The organism is Leptolyngbya sp. NIES-2104 (assembly GCF_001485215.1).
GTDB lineage: Bacteria > Cyanobacteriota > Cyanobacteriia > Leptolyngbyales > Leptolyngbyaceae > Leptolyngbya.
Window position 1 is genome coordinate 3656694 of the sequence record NZ_BBWW01000001.1, and the last position, 22343, is coordinate 3679036.

Consider the following 22343-nt stretch of genomic DNA (forward strand, 5'->3'; position numbering starts at 1 on the left):
TGCAGATGGGATTTAGGACTAAAGACTACAGTGCGGGTAATCGTTTTGCATTGAGCAACCGAAATACACGATGCAAAAATCAGGACACCGCGATCGTTTTCCTGCCAGGAGCGTCAGCGATTCCTCTACACGATCGTGCTCTTCCAAAAGCTGTTTGCGTTACAAATCGAGCTGGTTTCATAAACTCACCCCTCATGCCCTCTTGAGTATCTAAATTGGAAAGTGACCCTAGTCAGAACCCTCTTACTTGTATACCGGATTGAATTAAATCGAAACGGCATTTGGTTTCTTTCAGAGATATTTCTGAGAATGTCAGTATCGCTGGATTCTACAGAATTCGTAAAATTGCTGATGCGACTTGCCGACTATCTCTGATTAGTGTGCCCCGCAACTGAAGAATTGACTACGAAAGATCACAAATTAAGCGCACCACTTAAGTAGGCAGTATGCACGATCGCTTTAACACAAATCAAGCACGAATTATATACAGTCGTGAAAAACTACGATAAATCTTAGGTGAACTGTGTTTTCACTTGGCTCTTAATCGATCGCTCTGTGAAATCCAGTCTTTTAAGTTCTCCTTCTATCTTGTTATTTGTTGAGCTTAATTAAGCGAGTTCGTAACTTTAATCAGAATACAGTGCGAAATTTCACGGATAATTCGGATTACTGCTTTAGAAGTTGAGCGCGATCGTTTTAAATGGTGAAGCTATCTCTTCATCAGCAATTCAGCGGATTAGGCGTTGCGCCTGCATACTATTCTCGAAGAGAAAGAATCAATTTCTACGAAGTTTTACCTATAGAATCTGTAGATACCTTCCTATAGGTAAAGCACTTTTCCCTAGAGGTAGAATAGAAACCGCGACTTTCCTCTGCCTGAGTTTCTTATCTTTGTCACGCTTTTGTCACGCCTATGTTATCCATGACTTACTCTCAGCCTCCCCGCCAGCCTGCAAAACGAAAACGAGGAATCATTCTCAGCACTCGTGGATGGCAGCGCCTTCAAGCCGCCGAACAGCGATCGACGAATCAGCATAATTTTGGTAAACCGTATACACTCCAAGAACTCAGCGATCGCACTGCACTCAGTCCCAACACCTTAGCCCGTGTCCGTAGCCGCAAAGTCGCAGTTGACCAACAAACGTTAGAGAATTATTTTCGCGCCTTTGAGCTAACGCTGACCCCTGAAGACTATACCGACTCAGACAGCGCCACCTTCACCAGCCGACAAAACATTCTCCTAAGCGGACAGCTTCCGGTCGATTCACCGTTTTACGTCTATCGTCCCCCGATCGAGAATACTTGCTACGAAGCGCTGCTTCAATCTGGTGCCCTCGTTCGCATCAAAGCCCCCCGACAGATGGGAAAAACTTCGCTAGTCGCCAGAACCCTGACTCAGCTTAGAAATCAGCAGTACCAAACGACGATTACCAGTTTGCAGCTTGCGGATGCGTCTGTGTTTACGGATTTGCGGCGATTTTTGCAGTGGTTTTGTGCGATCGTGTCTCAAAATCTGGGACTGCCAAATCAAGTCGATCGCTTTTGGGATGACTTGTTCGGTAATAGCTACAACTGCACGAACTATTTTGAAAACTACATTCTGACTGAAATCGAGCACCCGATCGTACTCGCGCTCGATGAAGTGGATGCGGTGTTCGAGCATCCCGAAATTGCGACCGATTTCTTTGGCATGTTGCGGGCATGGTATGAAAAATCGCGGTACGGCGATGCGAAAAGCGAACTCTGGCAAAAACTGCGATTGATTTTGGTACACTCGACTGAAGTTTATGTGCCGCTCAATCTCAATCAGTCGCCGTTTAATGCAGGGTTCTCGATCGAGCTACCGACCCTGAGTGCAGAACAAGTGCTAGATTTAGCGCAACGATACGGAGTAGACGACCTAGAAGCCTCTGCGGACGCGATCTTGGAACTCACAGGCGGAAATCCCTATCTCGTTCAAGTGGGACTGCACCATCTAAGTACGCAGATGATTAGCGTCGATGAACTGTTACAAACGGCTGCAACAAGCGACAGTGTATACGGAAATCATCTTCGCAATCTGCTCTGGGATCTGCAAAAATATCCGGAGTTGGTCGCAGCTTTGAAGCGGGTTGTTTTATCGACAGCTCCGGTTGAACTGGAACCAATTCAAGCCTTTAAGCTCCAGAGCAAAGGATTGGTGCGCGTCAAAGATCCGATGATTTCGCCAAGCTGTCAACTGTATCGTAAGTACTTTCAGCAAGCTCTTTCCTCAACGTGACATCCCAACTCCTTAATTCGCGCTATCAGGTCGGGGGCAGCTTGCCACCGAATGCAGCCTGTTACGTGGAACGCCAAGCGGATGAGGAACTTTATCGTGCTCTATTAGCGGCTGAATTTTGTTATGTATTCAACTCGCGGCAGATGGGTAAATCTAGCTTGCGAGTGCGATCGATGGCACGGCTCCGAGCCTCAGGAGTGCAGTGCTGTACGATCGATATGACCGGAATCGGGGTGCAGCAAGTGAGCGCGGAACAATGGTACGCCTCGATCGCGGCTTCGATCGTCAGTAGTTTTGGACTAAAGATTCAATTCGGGCAGTGGTGGCGTGATCGTGCTCATTTAACGTTTGTGAATCGGCTTGAACTGTTTTTGGAAACGGTATTACTGGCGCAGATTCAGCAAGACATTGTGATTTTTGTCGATGAAATCGATAGTGTTTTGGCGCTGAAGTTTCCGGCAGATGATTTTTTTGCGTTGATTCGATCGTGTTATGACCAGCGATCAGAAAAGGCGGAGTTTCGCCGCTTGAGTTTTGCGCTACTAGGAGTGACGACCCCTGCCGAATTGATCAGCGACAAGCAGCGAACTCCGTTTAATATCGGACGAGCGATCGAGCTAACGGGCTTTCGATTTTCCGAATCGGCTCCGTTGCTCACTGAGTTAAAGCGCGTTGTCAAAAATTCAGACACTGTTTTAAGAACGATTCTGAACTGGACGGGTGGACAGCCGTTTTTAACTCAGAAATTCTGCGATATTGTGGTGCGCGAAGTTTATGAGCAGACGACACCTCACGAATTCGAGCCTGTGTCAATTTCAGCCCTGACGCTGGAGTATCTCTTTCAACTGCGCGTGATTGAAAATTGGGAAGCACAAGATCGCCCTGAACATTTGAGAACGATTCGCGATCGTCTTCTCGGTGATGAGTCGCAAACCGGACGCTTGCTTGAACTATATCAGCAAATTTTGCGATCGCCCAAACTCGAACCGGACAAAACCTATCCGCTCTTTCAACAGCGACATCAAGGCATTGAAATCGATAGCAGCGTTGAACAAATTGCACTACAGCTTTCTGGATTAGTCGAGAAGTCTGATGGATATTTGCGGGTGAAAAATCCCGTGTATCAAGCAATTTTCGACTTGAACTGGATCGATCGACAATTTGCGAAACTGCGCCCGTATTCCGAATCGCTGATGCAATGGAAGCGATCGGGGTATCAAGACGAATCGCGATTGCTGCGGGGACAAGCTTTGATCGATGCTCAAAATTGGTCGATGGGCAAGCGATTGAGCGATGAAGACTACCGTTTTCTCACCGCCAGCCAAACCGCTCAAGAACAAAGCAAGCTGAGAGATTTAGAAGCCGATCGCGCTCAAGTGATTGCTGCTCGACTTGCTTCCGAGCGCAGAAGTACCAAACTACAGCGGCGATTACTAGCACTGCTGACATTAGCGCTCGTTGCTGCGATTATGTCGGGACTCCTCGCATTTTCACAGTATCGAGGCGCGACCCGAAGTAGTGTGAGCGCGATCGCTAGCAATTCCGAACTGCTCTACTCGCTGGGGTATGGTATGGATGCGATGATCGAAGCGATGCGTGCTCGTGCCAAAGTTGAATTGTTTCAAATTCAAGATCCAACAACGCTGGCAACTGTCGATCGTGTCTTAGGACAAACCGTTTACACTGCTGCTGAGTCGAATCGGTTTTCGGATCACACCGGGGGTATACGCTGTGTCGGTTTTAGCCCGGATGGGGATTTTGTCGCGACCTGCTCCGAGGATCAAACCGTCAAACTTTGGCGCACCGATGGTTCACTCGTCGCGACACTGAAAGGTCATACGGGCAGTGTGTTCACCACCGCTTTTAGTGCAGATGGCAACCTGATCGCAACCGGAGGCGCAGACAACACCGTCCGGCTTTGGAGTCATGATGGTTGGTCAATGGCACGACTCGAAGGACATCAAGGCACGATTTACAGCATTGCATTTAGTCCAGATGGAAGCACGATCGCGACTGCCAGCGGCGATCGTACGATCAAACTCTGGTCGCGGGAGGGCAAGCTGATTCGCACCTTGAGCGGACATCAACAAGTCGTGAACAGCGTCGCCTTTAGTCCAGATGGAAAAACGATCGCGACTGCCAGCGGCGATCGTACGATCAAACTCTGGTCACTTGATGGCACATTGAGCCGAACCTTGAGCGGGCATTTAGACGCAGTTCAATCCATCGCTTTTAGCCCGGATGGAACTGAGCTTGCATCTTCTAGCTTAGATGACACGATCAGTCTGTGGAATCGAGACGGTTCGCTGATTCGCAAAATTGAGGCTCAAAGTGATGGAGTCACCAGTTTAGCGTGGAGTCCAACGGGAACGATGATTGCCACTGTAGGATATGACAAAGCGCTGAAACTTTGGCGACGAGATGGAACCTTACTACGATCGCTCCAAGGACATCAAAACACACCTTGGGCAGTCGCACTTAACCAAAATGGGCAACTGATTGCCACCGGAAGCGCCGATAAGACCGCCAGACTTTGGCGATTAAACAACGATTGGATGATTCGGCTAGAGGGACATACGAGCGATGTGAATCAAGTCGCTTTTAGTCCAGATGGTCAATGGCTTGTGTCTGCGAGTAAAGATCGATCGATCAAACTCTGGGCAGAGGGCGGAAATTTTGTGCGGGACTTCAAGAGCGATCGTGATTGGAAATTTGATGCGAAATTTAGCCCGGATGGAAAGGAGATTGCGACGACGGGAGCCAGCGGCATTGTTCAACGCTGGAAGCTGGATGGCACTCCGATGCAACCGCTAAGAGATGAATCAGGGAGTGCAATTGCGAGCCTTGCCTATCATCCAGATGGATCGACGATCGTCACTGGCGGACAAGATAAACAATTGCGGATTTGGAATAAACAAGGCGAACTTGTACGATCGTGGTCTGCTCATGAAGCTCCGATTCAGAAAGTGGTTTTTAGTCGCAATGGTCAATGGATTGTCTCATCGAGTTTGGATGGAGGCGTGAAACTTTGGCGGGCGAGTGATGGAAAATACATCGCTTCTCTAGTGGGACATCGGGGAGAAGTTCGGGCGATCGCGGTTTCTGATTCAATGATTGTGACGGGAAGCCTCGATCGCACAATTAAACTCTGGAGATTCGACGGTACGCTGATCAACACTCTCAGCGGACATCTAGAACAAATTTACGCGATTGCCTTTAGTCCGGACGGATCGCAATTTGCCTCAGCGAGTTTAGATAAAACGATCAAGCTTTGGACAGCGGATGGCAGATTAATCACGACCTTGAGCGGTCATACAGACGGCGTTCGCAGTGTGGCATTTAGTCCGGATGGTGAACTATTGGCATCTGCGAGTCGCGATCATACGGTGATTCTCTGGAATCTGGAGCAAGTTCTGCAAACGAATCCCACGATCGCGGCTTGTCGTTGGCTATCCGATTATTTATCGACGAATTCTGCACTCGATGAAGCGGATCGATCGATGTGTAAAGGTGTCCAATGAAAATCCGTAACGCTTAATTTACCTCTGTAGATCGATCTGACCGAGCGGTGCGAAATTCACAAGATAAGGGATAACTATCAAAAGTTTCTGCCCGTATTTCAAAGAGATTCACAGGTGCGTTTTATGTCTGATTTGATGTGGTCTGCCCCAACGCGTCAAGCCTTACCGATTATCTTGATTCGTGGATTTGCGTCGGGGGACAGTGCTGATGAGCGGCGATTAACTTATCAAGGATTTAATGATGGCAGTGTATACCCGCAAAAGCGCGGTGAAAACTATATTTATGAAGGGATGATTCTGCGCTTCATGAAGTCGGATTGGCGATACAACGATGCGACGAATGTCGTGGGGTATTATCCAAACCAGATGGCAAATCCGCCTGTGATTCCTGATGAACTAAAAGAGTTTGACCAAAGCTTTTTCAGCGGTCGAGTGATCATCGATCCTGCAATGGCGCTGCATTTCCTCAAATCAGACAATCCCTGGAAAAGTTTATGGGTCTTTCGCTATTACGATTTATGCGATCGTACTTTCCCAATCTACGGTGAAGCCTTAGTCCGTTTAATCGATTTTATTCGGACGCTCTGCGCTTTCAAGTCTCAAGGTGATAAACCCAAAGTCAACATCATCGCGCATTCGATGGGGGGTCTAGTCGTGCGTGAGGCAATTCAGAAAACTTACCCAAAACGCAGCGCGACTGCTGCCGATGAAGCAATCAATAAAATCGTCACTTTAGGAACACCGCACAAAGGGGTATCTTTCCAACTTTTACGAGAGTTGCGTTGGTTACCGATCGAGTCTACGAATGAACTGGAGCATTTCAATCCACAAAACCAAGCCGACCCGAACAATCCAGCTTCAGCGGTGAATTTCTCGCAGCATTTTCCAGTTGATCGCTTACTGTGTGTGGTGGGCACGAACTACCGGGCATATCGCAATCAAACCGCATCTTTTCTAAATCGAATTTCCCCGATCGAGGGCGAACTCGGTCTAAACTTCAACCGCAGTGATGGTTTAGTGAAACAGGCTTGTGCTCAAATCGATGGCGCACCCCGGACTTTCATTAACAAATCACATGGCGGATTTGACTCGATCGTCTCATCCCGTGAATCGTATGAGATTACGACTCGCTTCTTTTACGGCGATGTCAGAACGCGATTGAGACAAGTCCGGGCGCAAATCAAACGCGGCTTCGACTTCTTCGGCAAAAGTGAATTTTTCTTTGGTGTTTCGGTGAAACCTCGCGGAGTAGATTTTGAACTATTCCACCAAAGTAAAGAAGCTGAAAACTGTTACGGTCCGTTCCGCACCGGAGACTTTAGCGATGAGAATTTAGCGTTTCCTTGGGCAGACGATCAGAAGCTAATTTGGGAAGGCTATCTCAACACGGGCGCGAGTTTATCAAAGTCTGATTTTGTCATGCGCCTCGAATTCTACATCGGTGAGCGAGATGCTTTTGGTGTAGGCTTCTCAGATAACATCGTGTTCGCAAAACAATACTATATTCGTGCGGTGTTGCAACCTTCGCTGCAATTGTATTTGTATAACAGCGAAGAGTTTATGAGCGATGATCCGCTGCACAATGCGATGCCGATGAACTCAGTTGAGGGCGGATGGGAATTTGATGTGATCGGAACGGGTTTCTATGGCACGTATCGGATTGAACTCGATCGTATTCCTGAAATGGGATTACCAGAACCGTTTTCGCTCTAAGAGGGTGTTTGAAAAGTATAAATAGTTCCTTCGCTTCGATTGCCGCCCGCCCTGAAATGAACGACACTTTTCAAACATCCTCTAACACCCATTCAATCCAAATCAATCAGGAAGCGCAACGTTGCGCTTCCTTTTTTGCAATCTTGGTAAATCCATCTAAAACAGCGCTTTTGTTTTTGGTAGTTTAGACTATAATTATTGAAACTCTCTACTGAATCGATCGCGCTATGTTTACCACTGCTGCTCCGACAAAACCTGCACTGCCACGCGACTTATTTAGTGCGATCGCGGATCTCAAACGCGAACTCAATGCGGTAGTTCTAGCACACTACTACCAAGATCCGGATATTCAGGATGTCGCAGATTATCTAGGAGATTCGCTAGGTTTGTCGCAACAAGCCGCCGAAACGAACGCGGATGTGATTGTTTTCGCTGGAGTGCATTTCATGGCAGAAACCGCGAAAATTCTTAACCCAGATAAACTCGTTTTGCTGCCCGATCTCAATGCTGGATGTTCACTTGCGGATAGCTGCCCGCCCGATGAATTTGCCCGATTTAAGGCGAAATACCCAGACCATTTGGTAATTTCTTACATAAATTGCACCGCAGATATCAAGGCGATGAGTGACATTATTTGCACCAGCGCTAATGCGGTCAAAATCGTGAATCAAATTCCGGCAGATCAGCCGATTATCTTCGCGCCCGATCGCAATCTCGGTAGATACGTGATGGAACAAACCGGACGCGAAATGGTGCTGTGGCAGGGAAGTTGTATCGTACACGAAACCTTTTCCGAAAAGAAGATGGTGCAGCTCAAAATTCAGCACCCTGAAGCCGAAGTGATTGCTCACCCAGAATGTGAGGAAGCTGTTCTACGTCATGCCGATTACATTGGTTCAACGACCGCATTGTTGAAATACTGTCAGAAGAGCGATCGACGTTCTTTTATCGTGGTGACGGAACCCGGCATCATTCACCAAATGCAGAAAGCCGCTCCAGAAAAGCAATTCATTCCAGCCCCCTCGCTCAACAACTGTGCCTGCAATGAATGTCCTCACATGCGACTGAACACGCTCGAAAAGCTGTATCTCGCCATGAAGCACAAAACTCCTGAGATTACATTGCCAGAATCGACTCGCGTTGCAGCGTTACGTCCGATTCAGAAAATGCTATCGATGAGCGTATAATAATCAGCGATTTCTTGCACGATCGATCAGGGTGTTTTGCGGCTCGATCGTGCAACAAATTCCACGGTGTTGCAGTCAATGCCGTTGGAAATGTTACCCGGATTGTCTCTATGAAGTTCGCTCCGCTGCTGATTTCGGTTCCGCTGGCTTGGTCGATGGCATTTCAATCACTGTCCGTTTACGCTCAAACCCCGCTCCCCCTACCCCCTCGCACCCAGCCGTCACCGCTCCCGCCCCGCACTCCCGCGCCTGCTCGCCCAACCAATGGTGGAGTTTGTCCAGCGCAACTGGGAAATAGTCTCGATCGGATTGTGAATGGTTTACCTGCAAATTGGAGTGTGCTAGTTCAGACTCAAGCTGCCCCTGGTACTAGACGCAATCTTTATTCCCGCAATCCGTTTACGCAACTCGCGCCCGCCTCGAACAACAAGATTTTTACCACCGCTGCTGCTCTGGTTCGATTGGGAGCACAGTATCAAATTCGGACTCCTGTACTTGGTAATAGCAATACGCCTGATTTGGCGACGCTGCGAGTGATTGGTCAGGGTGATCCGAGCTTTGGAAATGCTCAGTTGAATTCATTGACACAACAACTTCGTCAGCGGGGAATTCGGCAAGTCAATCAACTGATCGGAGATGATACGGCGTTTCGAGGTGCGGAATTTAATCCGAATTGGAATCCGACGCATCGCGGTGAGCCTTATGCGCCGCTGATTAATAGTTTGATGTTGAATCAGAACAGCACTTATTCTTATGCGATTTCTAATCCTGGCAACAATTTTGTTGGAGAGTTTCGCAGTCGATTAGCGAGTGCAGGAATTCAAGTGAAAAGTTCAACGCTGGTGAAGCGGACTCCTGCACCTGTGGGAGAAGTGGAGCTTGCTTCTGTGATTTCGCCGCCGTTATCGAGTCTGATTTTTTCCACAAATCAGGATAGCGATAATGCGTATGCAGAAGCGTTGTTAAAAACATTAGGTCGCCTGCAAGACCCAAATAGTTTAGACACGACGACGAGCGGAATTGCCGCAGTGCGATCGATTCTCACTGAGTTGGGGGTCAACGCCAATCGATACAGAATGGTCGATGGTTCGGGACTGGCTTCGAGCAATCGTGCGAGTGCAGAAGCGTTTGTGCAAACTTTGCAAGCGATGGCACTGCGACCGGATGCGGCAACCTTTCGGAGATCGCTGCCGGTCGGCGGAGTGAGTGGCACCTTAAGTAGCCGATTTCGTGGCACTCCGGCTCAAGGAATTGTGTCAGCAAAGACTGGAACGATTTCCGGCGTGGTGGCGCTGTCGGGATATGTGACTCCTCGGAACTATTCACCGATCGTATTTAGTATCCTGGTGAATTCTGGGAATTCTGCTTCGACGGTTCGCGCTTCTGTCGATAGTTTGGTGGTGGCTCTAACGCGATTGCAGGATTGTTAGAAGATTCAGCGTGCATCGATCGAAAACGTATACGCATACCCTTTAAAGTTCGATTCAAACTGAAACGTGTATTCTCCAGTTTCAGGTAGTTCACCTGTCCAGGGACTCGGCTGATCCGGTGAGCCAACGATCGCTTTTCCATCTGGCGCGATAATCACCGGAAAGATCGAACCGCGTTGCCTTTGGCTCAGCGGAAGCTGCCCGCTAGAACTCGTCACGGTGATCCGCTGTCCTTTGTCGAATTTGAAGCGATAACTGTGAATTCCACCACCAATAAAGCGATCGCGAATTTCGATCGAACCCTGCCCTAATTCAATCCGCTCAACTCGTTCATTGCAGCTATGTTCGGTTCTCGATCGAGCAATCCATCCCGGAGTCTCGCCGCTGATTTTGAACCAGCCATTTTCTTCAGCTTGCACGTCTACGAATGTGCCATTTTTTAGCTGTCCTACGATGTTTTCTTTCGAGTCAGCGTTCGGAGTCGATCGCACGTTTAGCGGCGATTCTGGGTCATTCACTTTCACCATCCGAATCACACATTTCTCAACAGTGCGCGAATCTTTTTTAACTGTGGCTTGTGGTACTTCAGGACTCGATTGTAGGGACTGAGTACTGGGAGAGGTGGAGACGATCGGAGTAGGAGAAGTTGAAATAGTTGGAGATTGAGAAGAACAGCCTACAATGAGCGCGATCAAAGCAGCAGATCCGAGAAGGTGAAATGATTTGAGCAGCATAGATGAGAAGCGAGAGTCTCTTAAATTCAGCTTCAATCATTGTCGATCGAATCACGGAAAACTCTAGGCGCTAAACTAAATATTCAGGATTTCTTGGGGCTTATGTTGGTTGCGACGTTTTACAAATTTGTTTCACTGCCCGATCATGTCGAATTGCGATCGCCGATTCTCGAACTCTGTCAGGCGCAGAATTTGAGAGGAACGATTCTATTAGCGCAAGAAGGCATTAATGGAACGCTTGCCGGATCAAGAGACGCGATCGACACAGTTCTAGATCATTTACGCCAAGATTCGCGATTTGCAGATTTGAGCGTGAAGGAATCGGAAACAGACTTGCGCACATTCGATCGCATCAAAGTCAAGCTGAAAAAGGAAATCGTCACGCTGGGCTGTCCAGAAGTTGATCCGACTCGGCAAGTTGGAACTTATGTGAAACCGCAGGATTGGAATGAGATTCTTTCTGATCCAGACGTAACGGTGATTGATGTGCGGAATCAGTTTGAAGTCTCGATCGGGAGTTTTAAAGGTGCGATCGATCCGAAAACTGCTTCATTTCGACAGTTCCCCGACTATGTACAATCCGAGCTTGATCCGACTCAGCACAAGAAAGTAGCGATGTTTTGTACGGGTGGAATTCGCTGTGAAAAAGCTTCGTCCTACATGCTTTCTCAGGGATTTGAGGAAGTCTATCACTTAGAAGGTGGCATTCTCAAATATTTAGAAGAAGTACCACCCGAAGCAAGTTTATGGCAGGGTGAATGTTTTGTGTTTGATCAGCGAGTCGCGGTTACTCACGGTTTGAATGATGGCTCTTATGAAATGTGTCAAGCCTGTGGATATCCGCTTTCTCAAACTGATCAAGCTTCATCGCACTATCACCCTGGCGAATCTTGTCCCTACTGTGCAGAGACTTGAACTATCGGAGTGCAGTGTTTGCAAATCCCAGAGTCAGCAAGAAGCCGAGAATGTGACCGAAGCTCATGCAAGCTAGGAATCCTGCAACACTAATGTTGTTAAACAGCGATTTCGAGAACGGCAGCGGCATTCTTGCACCGGTATGAGGATATTTGATAGTGCGCGAACCGATTAACAATACGAGCAAGCAAGCACCGACGATAAAGGGTGTGCCTTGCCAGTTCCACAATTCACCCGATGGCGGTAGTTGAAACGCAGCAGCAAGTACATTCGACAGCATAGCGATTACTCCATAACAATACTGGAACTATCATTGGTCGATCGACTTCTGTTTTTCGTCTGTCTTAGTACCGGAATCAATCTCTACCTAAAGGTAGGGAACGAGATTGATGCTAATTTCACGAGCACGAATCTAAAATCTTCAACGCGCACGAGCATTGATGAGATGATCAAAGTCTCACACTCTGAAATGATGCTATGCAAGCTTGGGAACTACCGCGATCGACCTTCCACTGGGGACAAAGAACCTACATTATGGGCGTTCTAAACGTCACACCGGATAGCTTTAGCGACGGGGGACAGTTCAACACCTTGGAAAATGCGATCGCTCAAGCGGCTCAAATGATCGAAGATGGTGCGGACATTCTCGACATCGGTGGACAATCCACGCGCCCGAATGCTGATGAGGTGACATTGCAGGAAGAACTCGATCGCGTCGTTCCAGTCATCGAAGCGATTCGGCAGAAGTTTGAGATTCCGATCTCTGTAGATACGACTCGATCGCAAGTTGCTAAAGAAGCGATCGCTGCTGGAGCGGATATGATCAATGACATTTCTGGAGCGGTCTTCGATTCAGAGATGCTTTCAACCGTTGGTAAATTAGGTGTTCCGATCATTCTGATGCACATGAAAGGAACACCGAAAACAATGCAATCCCTCACGCAGTATGAGAATTTGATTCAGGAAATTAACGAATTCTTGCAAGAACGAATTGAAAGCGCGATCGCACATGGAATTTCTCAAATCATGATTGATCCAGGAATCGGATTTGCGAAAAAGTACGATCAAAATTTGGAGATTCTCAGACGATTAGAAGCCTTTCAAGCGTTAAATTGTCCGATTCTAGTCGGAGCGTCTCGCAAGAGCTTTATCGGGCACATTCTCGACCAGCCTGATCCAAAGAAGCGAGTGTGGGGAACGGCTGCCGCTTGTGTGAGCGCGATCGTCAATGGAGCCGATGTAGTTCGGGTGCATGATGTGGCAGAAATGCGTGATGCTTGCCGGGTTACCGATGCCATTTGGCGAGAAAAAAAGGAGGGCTAGGGCGTGTTTTGAAACCCCTCGCTTCGTTCACTTCCGCCCCGGAATGGAATTCGGGGCGGGTGAGCAACGGAGTGAAAAGGCTTTAAAACACGCCCTAGCCTCCTAATCTCTAAGCGTCACCGTTTCCGTCGATATTGCCGCGATCGCGAGGCTGGATCACTTCGGCATGTCCCATCAAATCGGTTACAGCTTCATTCAAAGCACGTGGGTCCATAAAGACGATTTTAGAATTATCGCTTCGACCCAGTTCCATACTTGCGGTGACGTAATCTTTCGCCACCAAATAGCGCAACACATCATCCGCGTTCATTTGTCCCTGGAGTGCTTGCGCTAACTGTTGAATCGATTGAACGGTTCCTTGAGTGCGGGTGAGTTCGGCTTGCTTTTCGCTTCGGGCTGCCCGCTCTTTTTCCAACGATTCGCGTAGAGATGGAGAAATTTGAAATTCTTGCACCTCGACTCGAATCACTTTTACGCCCCAGTTTGCCGTAGATTTATCAAGCTGACGCAGTAACGCTTGATTAATTGCACCTGCTGAGGAAAAAGTTTCTTCTAGCGTCAGTTGTCCGATTTCGTTTCGCATCGTCGAAATCACAATTTGCTTGAGCGATTCTTCGAGGTCTTCAACTGCGTAGTACGCCTTTCTCAGATCGAGAATCTGCCAGGAAACGACTGCATCGACTTCGATCGGCACATTATCTTTCGTGAATGCGCGTTGGGGTTCGATGTCTAGGAGCTGTTCCCGAATCGTTTCGATCAGCACCGTGTCCATCAGCGGAATCACAAAATTTAATCCTGGATTAAGGATGCGTTTGAATTGTCCGAGTCGTTGCACGATCGCTTGATCGCCCTGCTCAACAATGCGGACTGATCCAATGATGTAGCCTAAAACAATCAGAAATAATGCACCAGTAATCTCAAGCATAGATTGCGCTCCCGTCGGGACCAGACGTTATTAATGTGGAATTCAAAATAGAGGTGGCAAGTTTAGTCTAATCGCTCTATTTGAAAATGTTGCAGATTTGTGCCCGAAATTCAAGGTGTCGGTGCATTTTTGCTGATAATATTGTGCCGTTCTAGCGCGAATTTGTGCTATCCTTTCACCGATTTTCCAATGCCCTTGAGAATTCCGCGCCCGACTAGTCCAATTCCCCGTCCGATGATTTCGGTCAAAATATAGACAATTCCACTGCCGAAAAACGCGATCGTTCCTCTCAATCTTGGAGAGATCGCATCACGAGTTTCGAGTGCGAGAGTGACCGCGAACTGTACCCCTGAAAGCGATTCGAGTTCCTCGGTTCTAGGAAAATAAACCACAATTCGATCGATGCCATATTCCGTTAGAACGAATAATCGATAGCGACTTTCAAAGACTAATTTTGGGTCGGTAAAGTACCGCTCGACTCGAAATCGCCAGGATAAATCATTGCGAAATCGTTCAATTTCACGAGTGGATAACAAGCGTCGATCGTAGAATCCTTGTTTGATCGCTTCGAGATTGGCGAACCGATTCAGAAGCGGTTGAATCACCGCATTCGCCATCTGAATCATGAGATTTTCTAAGAGATCAATCGCACGATCGCGGGCTTCGATCGTGCCCACTTCGTACCGCATTTGATCGACAATCAAGGGCGTTTCAAACAGTAAGTGCTCAAAAATTGCCTGAGTTAGCGGAATTTGATCAAGGATTTGAGTTTGAACGATCGTGGATTCGTTGAGCAGTGAGGCGACAATTTCGATGTCTTGTCTTTTGACTCGAACCATCGAATATCTCCCGAAAAATTGCATCACGCTCGCTTGCCACAAATCGCGCAAAATATCGGATTGTTTTGCTGCGAATTGATCCGGTTGAATCTGAGAAAATCTCAACTCATCGAGCAATTCTTCAAACTGCCGCAGAATCGTAAAAAATAATTCCCGCTTCTTTTCGATTCTTAGAATGTCGATTTCCAGTGGAATATTCGTTAAGTTATCGAGATTCGATTGAAGTTTTGCGGCAATACGATCGAGAATTTCTCCCTGCCATGCCTTCGGGCGCGGCGCTTCTGGCACGACTTCTAAAGGTTCTGAAACCGTGAGCGCAGATTCTACAGGTACGATCGCTCGTGGATTCGGTCGAATTTCTTCAGACGGTAACGCTCTTTGAACCAGCCATCGAGCCGCTTTGAGTTCGCGTTTTCGTCCCGTTAGAAAAAGCCGATCGAGCGCGGAAAGATTACCCGATCGTAATTGTGCTTCGATGTCATTTAATGCCGCTTCAATCTGAGACAATCCCGACGATCGCCAATTTTGCCGAATCACTTTTGCAACACTAATCGACTGCGATCGCGTTCCTGATACGGTCAACTGCTGCAATACATCCGGTCGCCAGTAAGGTTGGCTGGAAGTGATTTCGCGAATCGCACTGACAAATTCAGCGATCGAACTTCCTTTCGGACAATAGCCTTCAATTCCTGCTTGAAATGCGGTTCTTAATTCCAGTTCAGTGAATGGCTCGATTAAGAGAATCGGAATCGTTGGATACTGCAATTTGACTTGTAGCGCGAATTCGATTCCGACTCCGATCAGAATGGCATCAATGCGATCGCGAGAGAATTCGGCTAAAGTTCGCCATGCGATCGGAATCGATTCCGCTTCTGCGACGACTCGAAATTCTGGAAATCGACTAAAACAGCCAAGCAAGCCCGATCGGAACACCGGATCTCGCTCCACAATAATCACTTTCCGAACTTCCGCTAAACTATCCATCCACTTGTCAAACTCTGATTAAACAGCTTAGCAATCTGTTGTACAACCGAACTGTATCAAGGTGACGGAGTTGGACTCGGAACAGGAGCCGCGTCTGCACTAGGCGGAATCTTATCAGCCACGATCAGCGCTTCCATCACCGCTTTGACGATCGGAGCCGCAACGGTTGAACCAAACGCATCTTCGCCTTTCGGTTCATCAATCACCGCCGCAACCACATAGCGCGGAGCCTCGATCGGGAAAATACTCACAAAACTGGTAATTTTCGCGCCTTCAATATAGCCCCCGTTTGGACCTGCTTTCTGTGCCGTTCCGGTTTTTCCACCGATTCGATAGTTGGGAATTTGCGCCGCTTTTCCAGTTCCATTCTTCACCACCGATTCCATCATCTGAAGAACGGTTTGAGCCGTTTGCGGTGAAAAGATTTGCTTCGGTTCCGCAGAATTCGCTTGCCAGTAGGGTTGTCCACGCTCATCGAATAAGCCTTGAGCGACATGAGGCGTGAGTAACTTGCCGCCACTTGCAAGAATACCCTCAAGCTGAACCAGTTGTAGAGCAGTGAGGGAGAACCCTTGACCAAAAGAACTCGTCGCCGCATCGATCGGAGATTCTAGAAACGTCTTTTGATCCTTTAACTGTCCAGCCGTTTCAAACGGTAAATCGATTCCAGTCGGCTTACCGAGTCCGATTTTTTGAAGCCAAGCGTAATAGGTCGGACGCGACATCTGTTGAATGATTCGCACCATGCCGACATTACTCGAATGCTCCATGATTTGGGTAATCGTGCTGGGTCCGCGTGCGCCTGCGGTCGAATAGTCAAAGTTTTGAATGGGCCACCCGTCGATCTGGATTGCGCCTTCGTCGTTGATCACTTGATCAGGTTTAATCGCTCCTGCTTCGAGCGCGATCGCAATATTAATCGGCTTAAACGTCGATCCCGGTTCATACAGGTCGGTTAACGCCCAGTTCTTAAACTGCTCAACGTTCGCTTTATAAAATTGGTTTGGGTCATAAGACGGATCAGATGCCATTGCCCGAATTTCCCCGGTTTTCGCATCCATTGCGATCACAACCCCACGTTTTGCGTTGAATTTCTTAAGCTGCGGTTGAAGGGCATCTAAGGCGGCTCGTTGAACCCGATTATCGATCGACAATTGCAGATGTAAGTTATCCACCTGCAAAAATCCGCCCGGAAGTCGATCGGGCATCATTACCCCCGATCCTGTCCGACTCAAGCGCACCGATTTCACCGATCGTTCCAGTAGATTTTTGTGAGCATATTCCACACCCGCTTGCCCGATGCGATCGATATCCAAATATCCGACAACATCCGCGACTAAATTCTGCTGTGGATACAGTCGCTGTTGTTGTTGAGCGAGTTCTAGCCCGTCAAGCTGTAGCGATTGAATGCGATCGGCTGCCGATTCAGATACCGCATATTCAACTCGAATTCCACTTTCGGCAGAATTCAAGCGCTGAAGTAACTCACCCGCAGATGTGCCGAGAATCTCTGAAAGTTTCGTTGCAATCTCGGTTTTCGGTTCTTTAAAGGCAATTGGATGAGCGTAGAGCGTATACACCGGACGATCAATCGCGAGCACATTGCCACTGCGATCGGTAATTGGACGACGCGGCACAAACGGACGCAAAAAAGTTGTTTGTTGAGCGCGTGCCTGTTTGAGTAAATCTGTAGATTGAAAGACTTGCAGCCGAACTAGATTCAGGGTCAAGAGCACCGTTGCGCTAACGAGAATTGCCCAAACGAGAAACAGCCGACGAGCACTAGGTTTCGCTTGTGCGGTACGAAAGCGCTCGATCAATTGTGCAGTTAGCGGAGTATCGAGAATACGAACACGAAACTGTTCTACGATCGATAAATAATTCGATCGACTGACAGAACTCGATACCGGACGACGCACTGAGGAGGTAGGCTTTCCTCGTTTTGACATAGTTAGTAACCTAGGGGTGCGACAGGCGAGGATTGCGAGGATGCACTCACGGGCTTTTCAGGACGAGCCGGAGCCGTTCTGAGAAAAATCAAATTATCAGGATTTTGCGGCACCAGCGTAGAACCGGGACGATTCGACTGATTCGCAATTTGATTCTTCAGAACCTCTCCGCTGGTTGTGATTTGACGCTCGTTGCGGCGCAACTGTTCGAGGCGACTATATTCTTTGCCCCAAAGCTGTTGAGCATAAACCGTCCAGCCATAAACGGCAAGTACCGCCCCAGCTAGTACAAATGTGGCAAATACGGAAACTTGCTGAGTGAGAAGCAGCGATCGTAACCATTGAGGCGGCTGTTCTCGGTTCGGTAATTGCCGCACAGAAGCCGCTGGTTTTTTCGATCGCTTTGAATTGAGTGCCGCAGACATATCACCCTCACAATGAACGCAGGAATCGCCCTTCAAGCGAACATTGTATCGGTAGTTTTCGGTTGTGAAGCTCAAAGGTTTGAATTTCCGTAATCTCACCCGATCGGGAGTACTAATCGGCTCATGATGCGTCCATCGTCGAGTTTGTAAAGGTTGAATTCCGATCCCATTTGTTGCATCAAAGCTTGACAGATGGCGAGATGAAGTCCGGGCGGTTTGTCTAATGTTGTCGGAGCAAGGAGATCCACGGCACGTCCGGCTTCAAGTTCTTCGATCAGTCGCGGCTCGATCGTGCCATCGTCAGTGATTGCAATTTCCATCCATTCAACATCGATCTGCCGACACCAAATATCAATCCGTCCGCCTGGGTTGGCTCTTTGACAAGCGATCAGTAGCAATTCATACAGCACCAATTCGATCTTGGTAATGTCCCCGAAAATCATCGGATTGATTTCATGGTGAACTTGTGACCAGAGTTGCCGCTGTTTCAGTAAATGTTCAACTCGATCGAGTGCTCTTCTCACGAGTCCAATCATCTGCACCGTCTCGTTTCTGACCGTGAGTTGCCATTGTTCATCACGAATCACTTGGCGCACAGGTTCGATCGCGTCATCAATTTGGCGGACAAATTGAGCTTGTCTGGCATCGTTTTGTGCCAGTTCACTCAAGCGAGACGCACTGAATTTTACCGATCGATACATATCTTCTAATCGACGGTGTTTGTACCAGCTCAAACGTTCTAATCGATCGCGATCGCGTTTCAGAACTTCCGCGACGATGAGATGCCGCCGTGACCAGGCAAGCTGTGCGACCAGTGTGTTTAAAACGGTCAATTGTCGATCGAGCCACTGTCTCCCTAAACTATCTGCTACGAGTAGAATCGCAGTCGGTTCATGTTCGGGAGCCGTTCTGAGTGTGATGGCTAACAGTTGACCGATTCCGGGCGCGTTCAACCATTGACGAGTTTCGATCGGGATTTCGTCGATCGACACCGATAAAATTCCGTCATGTGCCAGAACGCGATGGAGAAAGATATCCGTCTCGATCGAGACTTTCAGAACCGGATCTATGTTGAATTTGCGCTCTTGATTCGATTGCACGATTCGTCCAACTCGTCGCCCTGCTGACCAAGCCACCAAAACCGCCATCGGTGCTTCTAAAAGTTGAGCAATGTACTGCAATGCAGATTTTTCCAACAGATCCAAATGCTGCGTTTGCTGGATCGTATTCAATCCCCATTGAATGGTTTGGTAAATCTTTTGCTGTTGGTCGTTTTGCTGCTGGAGTCGCCACTGTCTGAGGACGATCCCGATCTGTTGAGCCGCAATTTTCGTAAATTCGCCTTCAGACTGGTTCCACGATCGGGGCGCTTCGTTTGCCAAAATTAACAAGCTTTCCACGGATTTTTCTGGAGCCGTATTGCACACTAACAGCGATCGCACTCCCATTTCGAGGAGCGGAGTCCGCCAAGCCGCAAATCGCAAATCGTCTTCCAAATTCTCAATCGCGATCGCCGTGGATTGTTTTTCCAACATTTGCCAATCGATCGGGCTGAGTGATGCAAACCAAGACGGTAACGGGCGCTTGTATTTTGGCTGAGTTTGGTATCGGACTTCAAACGCATCTTGATCTGGGTCATATGCCAAAGCTAGAACCCGATCGACTTTTAACCGCTGATTCAACAAGTTCGCGGCATTCTGAAGTGCGGTCACTCCATCGCCCGTACTATAAATCGCTTGAGCAATTTTTGCGGTTAATGCTTGATCGAGTTTGACTTGTTCGATCGTGGTTTCCATGCCTTCGAGCGGCGATACGAGTGCAAGCATCTGAGCCGCCGCTTTCATGAATTGTTTATCTTCATCCTGCCAAATCTTCGATTCGTCACTTTCCGCTGTGAGAAATCCGAGTAATTCGTTTTGATACAAAATCGGGGCAGCAATTAGCGATCGCGCTCGAATAAATTCCATGACTCGGAGCGTGATATCTGCTTTAATCAGGCTCATCGATTCTCCGATCGCGACTACTTGATCGGCTTGTAGAGCTTGATAAAAACTGCTCATTTCCTGAATGGTTAAGCCTGATGAATCGTCAATCAGTCGCGTTCCTTTCTGCGAAGTTGCTCTACGCCAGAAGTAACGACGGGTTCGCTCAAACCAATACACACTGGTACGAGCAGGTTGAACAAAATTCTGAGTTTGGTCGATCACGCGATCGAGGCGCTGCTCAAAATTTAGTAGCGATCGTAGTTCCGATAGCATTGACAACATCGGACGATCCAATTGCTTAATCTGTTGTCGCTTCCATTCTTTTTCTGCGCTTTCTAGTGTTGCTGCAAATTCACCGAGTGCGATTGAAATTAACGATTGTTCTTCGGGTCTTGGAAAGTTTCCCCACAGGCTTGAACCGACGATCGCGACTCCATAACACCGATCTTTAAACGAAATTGGAAAGACGACTGTGCCTTGAATATTCGCTTTTTCAGCAAATTTTCGCCATTCATTCGCACGTTGTTCCGCTCGTAAATCAGGCAGAGTGAGCGGATTTTGCTGAATCACGACCTGTTCGAGAATATCTCCGGGAGTCAGGGTAAATCGTTGTTTTAAGAACGGCGCATCTTTGATCGTGCTCTTACCCCCTTTGCCAAACAAGCGATGTTCTATACGATCGTATAAGCCAATCCAAACGAGATCGAACGCAAAGCAAGTCGTGAGATAGGCGTAAATGGTCTCGATCGCAACAGTGTCACCCTCTCGCAGACGTTGCAGGACGCGACTGAGGGCATTGAGTTGTTGTTCAGATTGCGTTGTCTCTTTCGAGTGACCCATGTAAATCAGCCGGGGGAATAGCTCTTCTGTGTCAGGCAGACGCGCCTACTCGTTTTTTAGAGTGCCCGGAGGAGATAGGTTTTGCACGAAATCACACAGCGCGAACACGCTTGGTGCAGCGAAGCTATCGTGGCTCAAAATGCGCTACTGTAGCGATGCTCTCTTGTTTTTACTGAATTTTTCTCCAGTGTCAGATTTTTATCGATCGATTCTTCGTCCAGTGCTGTTTTCGGGTTTGAATGCTGATCCAGAGTGGCTGCATGTTCAGACTTTACGATCGCTGTCTTGGCTAAATTCTGCCCAATGGATGCAATCGCAGGTTGATCATCTCTATGGCTATGAGTCCCCGAAATTAGCTCAATCGCTCTGGGGCTTGACGTTTCCGAATCCGATCGGGTTGGCGGCAGGTTTTGATAAAGATGGTGTTGCGGCGAATGTTTGGTCGAGTTTTGGTTTCGGATTTGCGGAACTGGGAACCGTCACGTTTCACGCACAACCCGGCAATTCTCAACCTCGACTGTTTCGCTTAACCGAAGATCTCGCTGCTCTAAATCGGATGGGATTCAACAATCAGGGAGCGGCTTCACTACGATCGCGTCTCGAACACCGAAAATCAGGAATTCCGATTGGGATCAATCTCGGCAAGTCGAAGATCACACCGCTTGAATCAGCCGCAGAAGATTATCTAGGCAGCTTCCGATTGTTGAAATCGCTCGGTGACTACTTTGTTGTGAATGTTAGTTCTCCAAATACGCCCGGACTGCGATCGCTTCAAGCAACGGATCAATTGGAGCCAATTCTGTCCGCGCTCCAAACCGAGAATCAGTCTGAAAAACCGCTGCTCGTCAAGATTGCACCCGACTTGGAATGGGAAGATATTTCTGCGATCGTTGATCTAGCTCAGCGTTATCAACTCTCTGGCATCATTGCGACCAACACCACGATCCGAAGAGATGGACTGAAAACGCAAACCGTTCGCGGCAATCCGATCACTGAGGAAGCAGGCGGAATTAGTGGTGCTCCAGTGCGGGTGCGATCGACTGAGGTGATTCGTTCAATTTGGAAACAAACGGGTGGAACTTTACCGATCATCGGAGTCGGAGGAGTCTTCTCAGCCGATGATGCTTGGGAAAAGATTACGGCTGGAGCAAGTCTAGTCCAGGTTTATACAGGTTGGGTTTATGAAGGTCCAACGATGGTGAAGCGGATTCTGCAAGGACTGGAAGAGCGATTAGAGCGATCGGAATTTTCTAGTTTTAAAGATGCGATCGGGTCAGATCATTTTAATCCCGCAGAGTGAGGTAGGGATTCTA

General features: G+C 48.1%; 15 protein-coding genes. 8 read left to right on the plus strand and 7 right to left on the minus strand.

Annotated elements, in window-relative coordinates:
• Nucleotides 1–922: 922 nt before the first annotated feature.
• The 5 genes from NIES2104_RS17355 to dacB all read left to right on the plus strand — a co-directional run bounded on the left by NIES2104_RS17355 (nucleotide 923) and on the right by dacB (nucleotide 10111).
• On the plus strand, nucleotides 923–2260 hold the full coding sequence (locus tag NIES2104_RS17355; RefSeq protein WP_058999536.1) for an AAA-like domain-containing protein: 1338 nt from the start codon (nucleotides 923–925) through the stop codon (nucleotides 2258–2260).
• Nucleotides 2257–5781 (plus strand): AAA-like domain-containing protein, encoded by a 3525-nt coding sequence (locus NIES2104_RS17360; RefSeq protein WP_058999537.1) that lies wholly within the window; start codon nucleotides 2257–2259, stop codon nucleotides 5779–5781. The genes NIES2104_RS17355 and NIES2104_RS17360 overlap by 4 nt, the downstream gene beginning before the upstream one ends.
• A 123-nt stretch (nucleotides 5782–5904) precedes the next feature.
• On the plus strand, nucleotides 5905–7494 hold the full coding sequence (locus NIES2104_RS17365) for a hypothetical protein (protein WP_202815087.1): 1590 nt from the start codon (nucleotides 5905–5907) through the stop codon (nucleotides 7492–7494).
• 227 nt (nucleotides 7495–7721) lie between these two features.
• Nucleotides 7722–8681: a quinolinate synthase NadA gene (gene nadA, locus NIES2104_RS17370; protein WP_058999538.1), complete on the plus strand. Its 960-nt coding sequence runs from the start codon at nucleotides 7722–7724 to the stop codon at nucleotides 8679–8681.
• 110 nt (nucleotides 8682–8791) lie between these two features.
• Complete coding sequence (gene dacB, locus NIES2104_RS17375; protein WP_058999539.1) at nucleotides 8792–10111, plus strand: D-alanyl-D-alanine carboxypeptidase/D-alanyl-D-alanine-endopeptidase; 1320 nt, start codon at nucleotides 8792–8794, stop codon at nucleotides 10109–10111.
• A 5-nt stretch (nucleotides 10112–10116) separates the two neighbouring features.
• Here the strand turns inward: dacB and NIES2104_RS17380 are convergent, their stop codons facing one another.
• The gene (locus NIES2104_RS17380) at nucleotides 10117–10845 is read right to left on the minus strand and encodes an SH3 domain-containing protein (RefSeq protein ID WP_058999540.1); all 729 of its coding nucleotides are present in this window, start codon (nucleotides 10843–10845) and stop codon (nucleotides 10117–10119) included.
• Nucleotides 10846–10947: 102 nt separating this feature from the next.
• Here NIES2104_RS17380 and NIES2104_RS17385 point away from each other — a divergent pair, with 102 nt between their 5' ends.
• Nucleotides 10948–11760, plus strand: coding sequence for a rhodanese-related sulfurtransferase (locus NIES2104_RS17385; RefSeq protein ID WP_058999541.1), 813 nt, complete (start codon nucleotides 10948–10950; stop codon nucleotides 11758–11760).
• 1 nt (nucleotide 11761) lies between these two features.
• Here NIES2104_RS17385 and NIES2104_RS17390 read toward each other — a convergent pair whose 3' ends face one another.
• Nucleotides 11762–12040, minus strand: a complete 279-nt coding sequence (locus tag NIES2104_RS17390) for a photosystem I reaction center subunit X (RefSeq protein WP_058999542.1) — start codon at nucleotides 12038–12040, stop codon at nucleotides 11762–11764.
• Nucleotides 12041–12237: 197 nt separating this feature from the next.
• Between NIES2104_RS17390 and folP the strand changes: the two genes are divergently transcribed.
• Nucleotides 12238–13083, plus strand: coding sequence for a dihydropteroate synthase (gene folP, locus NIES2104_RS17395; protein ID WP_072218091.1), 846 nt, complete (start codon nucleotides 12238–12240; stop codon nucleotides 13081–13083).
• 109 nt (nucleotides 13084–13192) lie between these two features.
• Here the strand turns inward: folP and NIES2104_RS17400 are convergent, their stop codons facing one another.
• The 5 genes from NIES2104_RS17400 to NIES2104_RS17420 all read right to left on the minus strand — a co-directional run bounded on the left by NIES2104_RS17400 (nucleotide 13193) and on the right by NIES2104_RS17420 (nucleotide 21030).
• A complete protein-coding gene (locus NIES2104_RS17400; RefSeq protein WP_058999544.1) occupies nucleotides 13193–14008 on the minus strand; it encodes an SPFH domain-containing protein in 816 nt (271 codons plus the stop codon).
• Nucleotides 14009–14175: 167 nt separating this feature from the next.
• On the minus strand, nucleotides 14176–15831 hold the full coding sequence (locus NIES2104_RS17405; RefSeq protein WP_058999545.1) for a DUF3685 domain-containing protein: 1656 nt from the start codon (nucleotides 15829–15831) through the stop codon (nucleotides 14176–14178).
• 56 nt (nucleotides 15832–15887) lie between these two features.
• Complete coding sequence (locus tag NIES2104_RS17410; RefSeq protein ID WP_072218092.1) at nucleotides 15888–17780, minus strand: penicillin-binding protein 2; 1893 nt, start codon at nucleotides 17778–17780, stop codon at nucleotides 15888–15890.
• A gap of 2 nt (nucleotides 17781–17782) precedes the next feature.
• Nucleotides 17783–18205, minus strand: a complete 423-nt coding sequence (locus NIES2104_RS17415) for a hypothetical protein (protein WP_058999546.1) — start codon at nucleotides 18203–18205, stop codon at nucleotides 17783–17785.
• Nucleotides 18206–18300: 95 nt separating this feature from the next.
• On the minus strand, nucleotides 18301–21030 hold the full coding sequence (locus tag NIES2104_RS17420; RefSeq protein WP_058999547.1) for a GAF domain-containing sensor histidine kinase: 2730 nt from the start codon (nucleotides 21028–21030) through the stop codon (nucleotides 18301–18303).
• A 139-nt stretch (nucleotides 21031–21169) separates the two neighbouring features.
• Between NIES2104_RS17420 and NIES2104_RS17425 the strand changes: the two genes are divergently transcribed.
• Entirely contained in the window at nucleotides 21170–22330 is a 1161-nt protein-coding gene (locus NIES2104_RS17425) for a quinone-dependent dihydroorotate dehydrogenase (RefSeq protein ID WP_058999548.1), read from the plus strand.
• Nucleotides 22331–22343 lie beyond the last annotated feature (13 nt).

What these genes read in the sequence shown, in the direction of transcription:
- NIES2104_RS17355 (WP_058999536.1), top strand. Translation starts at nt 923, where the DNA reads ATGACTTACTCTCAGCCTCCCCGCCAGCCTGCAAAACGAAAACGAGGA.
- NIES2104_RS17365 (WP_202815087.1), top strand. Translation starts at nt 5,905, where the DNA reads ATGTCTGATTTGATGTGGTCTGCCCCAACGCGTCAAGCCTTACCGATT.
- nadA (WP_058999538.1), top strand. Translation starts at nt 7,722, where the DNA reads ATGTTTACCACTGCTGCTCCGACAAAACCTGCACTGCCACGCGACTTA.
- dacB (WP_058999539.1), top strand. Translation starts at nt 8,792, where the DNA reads ATGAAGTTCGCTCCGCTGCTGATTTCGGTTCCGCTGGCTTGGTCGATG.
- NIES2104_RS17380 (WP_058999540.1), bottom strand. Translation starts at nt 10,845, where the DNA reads ATGCTGCTCAAATCATTTCACCTTCTCGGATCTGCTGCTTTGATCGCG.
- NIES2104_RS17385 (WP_058999541.1), top strand. Translation starts at nt 10,948, where the DNA reads ATGTTGGTTGCGACGTTTTACAAATTTGTTTCACTGCCCGATCATGTC.
- NIES2104_RS17390 (WP_058999542.1), bottom strand. Translation starts at nt 12,040, where the DNA reads ATGCTGTCGAATGTACTTGCTGCTGCGTTTCAACTACCGCCATCGGGT.
- folP (WP_072218091.1), top strand. Translation starts at nt 12,238, where the DNA reads ATGCAAGCTTGGGAACTACCGCGATCGACCTTCCACTGGGGACAAAGA.
- NIES2104_RS17400 (WP_058999544.1), bottom strand. Translation starts at nt 14,008, where the DNA reads ATGCTTGAGATTACTGGTGCATTATTTCTGATTGTTTTAGGCTACATC.
- NIES2104_RS17405 (WP_058999545.1), bottom strand. Translation starts at nt 15,831, where the DNA reads ATGGATAGTTTAGCGGAAGTTCGGAAAGTGATTATTGTGGAGCGAGAT.
- NIES2104_RS17410 (WP_072218092.1), bottom strand. Translation starts at nt 17,780, where the DNA reads ATGTCAAAACGAGGAAAGCCTACCTCCTCAGTGCGTCGTCCGGTATCG.
- NIES2104_RS17415 (WP_058999546.1), bottom strand. Translation starts at nt 18,205, where the DNA reads ATGTCTGCGGCACTCAATTCAAAGCGATCGAAAAAACCAGCGGCTTCT.
- NIES2104_RS17420 (WP_058999547.1), bottom strand. Translation starts at nt 21,030, where the DNA reads ATGGGTCACTCGAAAGAGACAACGCAATCTGAACAACAACTCAATGCC.
- NIES2104_RS17425 (WP_058999548.1), top strand. Translation starts at nt 21,170, where the DNA reads ATGCGCTACTGTAGCGATGCTCTCTTGTTTTTACTGAATTTTTCTCCA.